Source organism: Saccharothrix hoggarensis, assembly GCF_042678885.1.
GTDB classification, from domain to species: Bacteria; Actinomycetota; Actinomycetes; order Mycobacteriales; family Pseudonocardiaceae; genus Actinosynnema; species Actinosynnema hoggarensis.
This window is the reverse complement of the sequence record NZ_JBHTLK010000380.1, coordinates 1-3,751: the sequence shown is the minus strand read 5'-3', so window position 1 is coordinate 3,751 and position 3,751 is coordinate 1. Positions and strand designations below refer to the sequence as shown.

The window sequence follows — 3,751 nt, the reverse complement described above, 5'->3', positions numbered from 1 at the left end:
CGGCGGCCGGCGGCGTCGCGGTCGGCGGCGTCGTGGTCGGCGTCGTGGTGACCGGCGGCGTGGTGGGGCGCGCGGTCGGGGGTGTGGGGTTGGTCGGGGTGCTGGCTGGAGGGGTGCTGGTGGGGGTGGAGGTTGTGGGTGCGGGCGGTGATGGGGGTGCGGTGGGGCGTGGGGCGGGAGGGGGTGTGGCTGGGTCGTTCTTGGGCGCCTTGGTGATCGTGCCGTCGTCTGCGGGGAGCTTCGGGGCGTCGAACGTGCCCTTGCCCGGGCCGCCGGTGAACTTGCTGGAGCGGTCCGTCGACGGGGTCGCGGCGGGAGCACCCGCGGCCGGGGCGGCTGCCATCGGGGACAACGGCGGGGTGCCGGCGGGGGACGGGGCGTTGGACGTCGGCTTCGGGGTGGTCGACGGGGGTGCGGTGGCCGTGCTGGGGGCGTCGGTGGTCGGCTTCGGGGCCTGGGGCGGTGTCGAGGGCGAGGAGACCGGCGCCTTGCTGATGGTGCCGTCGCCCGCCGCGGCCTTGGGGGCGTCGAACGTGCCCTTGCCCGGACCGGCGGTGAACTTGCTCGAACGGTCGCCCGCACCCGAGGCACCCGGTGCGCCGGACGCCATCGGACCGCCTGCCATCGGGGGCGGCGTGGCGGTGGGAGCGCCGGACAGGGCGCTGGAGATGCTGCGCGCCGCCGTGTTCGCACCGGGCTGAGTGGACACACCGGTGCTCGGCGCCGGGCTCAACGTCGTGCCGCCCGCGGTGCCACCCGGGGTGCGCGAGCCGCCTGAACCGCCCGCCACGTTGCCGATCGGCCCTACGGGGGAACCGCCAACCCCGCCGGTCCCCTTCGGAGCACCCGGCGAGTTCGAGCCGGAGGCACCGGCCACGGGGGTGATGGGGCTGACCGGCGGCCCGGCAGTCCCCTTGGAACCACCGGGCGAGTTGGGTCCGGAAGCGCCGGGGACGTTGGTGATCGGCCCGACCGAAGGTCCGCCCAAGCCCTTGGGACCTGCCTGGGTGTTGGGTCCGGACGCGCCGGGGACGTTGGTGATCGGGCTGACCGGAGGTCCGCCGAGACCCTTCGAACCACCGGGCGAGGTGGGTCCGGAGGCGCCGGGAACGTTGGTGATCGGCCCCACCGACCGCCCGCCGGAACCCTTCGACCCGCCGGACGGATCAGGCCCCGAAGCGCCGGGCACCTTGTGCACCGGCGTCACGGCCGGTCCGCCGGGACTCTTCGCGCCACCCGAACCGTTCGGCCCCGACGCACCCGGCACCTTCTGCACGGGCGTCACGGCCGGTCCGCCGGGCCCCTTCCCGCCACCCGACCCGTCCGGGCCGGACGCGCCGGGCACCTTCTGCACCGGCGTCACGGCAGGGCCGCCGGGACCCTTCGCGCCCAGCGGCCCGCTGCCGGGCGAACCGGGCGGCCGCTGGGCGTTCGAGTTCGGGTCGATCTTGCTGAACTGGTCCTTGCTGAACTGGTCGTTCTGCACGTGCGTCTGCGCCGTGGCCCTCAGCCCCGACTGGACGTTGCCCATCGCGGTCGAGGCGTTGTTCGCCTGCTTCACCGACGCGTCGTTCGAGTTGTTCAACGCGGGCACGGCGACGATCCCGATCGGCCCCAGCGCGTTCGGCCCCAGCTTCAACCCCTGCAGCCCGGCCGAGATCGCCGCCAACCTCGACTGCAGGTCACCGGCCTTGCTCTGCAACCCCTGCATGGACGACTCGTTCATGCCGAACCCGGAGTTGCCCGTCGGCCCGCCCGACGAGGGCGGCGGGGACGGTGGTGGCGCGGACTGGTTGCCGCCCGAGGAGCTCGGGTTGCCGTCGACGCCACCACCGCGTGCCATGTTGCTTCTCCGGAGTTCTCAGGTGGGCAGTGCCGGGAGTGCAGTGCCGGGGGTGCGGGGGCCGGTAGTGCCGGGCCGGTAGTGCGGGGCCGGGACCGGCCGAGTGGTACCGAGCCGGCGGCGGCGCTAGCCGGCCTGGGCGGAACTGGTGGACGTCGCGTTCGGGTCCGGCTGCGAGTACTTCGACTGGAACGACTCGTAGCTGGACTTCGCCGCCTCACCGGCCGACTTCGCGTCGTTCACGGCCTGCTCGACGGTGGCGCCCGCCTGCTCGGCCTTGCGCGACGCCTCCTCGGCCGCCTTGATGTCGGCCTCGCTGCCCGACGCGAACGCCTTGGCGTTGGCCTCGGCCGCCGCCGCGTTGGCCGCCGCGAAGTCGGCGTTGGCCTGCGAGTACCGGGCGTTCGCCTCCTTCGCCGCGTCGTTCTTCGCCGCCATGTCGCTCTCGGCGGACGCGCGCGCGGGGTCGTCCGGGCCGGGGTTGTTGCGCTTGTACTCCTCGTAGGCGGCCTTGGCGGCCTCGTCGGCGGGCTTCGCCGCGATCAGCGCGTCGTTGCTGGCCTTGGCCGCGTCGGCGACGTCCCGGCTCTCCTGCGCGGACTTCTCGGCCAACCGGGCGGCGTCGGCGCGGGCGGTGTCGGCCTCGGCCTTGGCCGCCTCGTACTTGGCCATCGCGGCGTCCCGGCCGGCCTGGTCACCGCGTGCCGCGGCGGCGTTGGCCTCGGTGACGAACGCGTTGGCCCGGTCGTTGGCGTCGCTCGCCTTCTCGGCCGCCGCGTTCAGGTCCTCGTTGGCCTTCTTGGCCTCCTCGGCGGCCGCCGCCTCCGCCTCCTTGGCCTTGGTGTACCGCTCGTTGGCGTCCTCGGCCTTCTTGTTGGCGTCGGCGACCTTGTCGTCCTGCACGTCCTTGGCCAGCGCCTTGTCGATCTCGCGGTCGACGCCCTTCTGCGCCTTCCACGACTCGTAGCCGACCTCGGCGACGTCGGCGATGTTCTCGAACCGGTTCCAGCCCTTGCCGACCTTCTCGGTGATGTCGTCGAGGTTCTTGATCCGGCCCATCTGCCTGCCGAGCGCGGCGGTGACGCGGGCGATCCGGGACGCGATGTTCACGCCCAGCGCCACGGCCTTGCCGACCGCCACGCCGATGAACGCGACGATCGACGCGCCGAAGGTGAAGAACGCCGCCGCGGCCGCCGCGATCGCGCCCGCGAGCAGGGAGCCGAGCAGCTGGGCGATCAGGTCGCGCACGATGTCCCGCAGCACGGACACCAGCACGCCGCAGATGGCGACGATCTTGGCCTTCTGCTCGACCGCGTTGGCCAGGGAGTCCAGCTCCTGGCCCATCGTGTCCATGTTCTTCTGGAACGCCTCGGACGAGGCGCCGGTCCACCCGTCGAACGTGACCAGGCCCTTGCGGTGGTCCTCGGCCAGCACGCGCAGCTCGGCGGCCTGCTTCTTGGTCGCCTCGACGTTGGCGTTGATCTCGTCGGGGTCGCCCATCAGCTGGTCGAGCGGTTCTTTGAGGAACGACACGTGCTCGATGAGCCAGCCGATGCCCGCGCCCAGGATGGTGCCGAACGGGTCGACCGCCAGCATCGCCATCGACGACGCCGTGCCGATCGCCGCGAACGTGATGTCCAGCGCCTTCTCGGTCTCGGTCTCGGCGTCCTTGCCGATGGTGGTGATCATCTCGTCCCACGCCGAGATGAACAGGGAGCCCTTGAACTTGTTCTGCTCGGTGATCTCCATGCCGGGCGGTGAGGAGATCGGGGTCTCGGGGGCGGTCATGGTTCAGGCTCTCCTCGTCACCAGGGCTGGTTGTCGTCGTCCTCGTCGTCGACCGGGCGCGACGCGCGCACCGGCCGTGACGGCGGCTGCGCCGGCCGGCCCGGCGCGGGCGGCACGGCG

The 3,751-nt window shown here is 73.0% G+C and carries 2 protein-coding genes; both read right to left on the bottom strand.

Going from position 1 to position 3,751, the window contains the following annotated elements; translation table 11 throughout:
* On the bottom strand, positions 1-1,843 hold a 1,843-nt coding region (locus ACFQ3T_RS35095; protein WP_380730200.1), incomplete at its 3' end, for a hypothetical protein.
* 126 nt (positions 1,844-1,969) lie between these two features.
* Positions 1,970-3,631, bottom strand: a complete 1,662-nt coding sequence (locus ACFQ3T_RS35090; protein ID WP_380730198.1) for a hypothetical protein — start codon at positions 3,629-3,631, stop codon at positions 1,970-1,972.
* Positions 3,632-3,751: the final 120 nt, after the last annotated feature.

Excerpts from the sequence above, each read along its gene's own strand:
- ACFQ3T_RS35090 (WP_380730198.1), bottom strand. The coding sequence starts at position 3,631 with ATGACCGCCCCCGAGACCCCGATCTCCTCACCGCCCGGCATGGAGATC.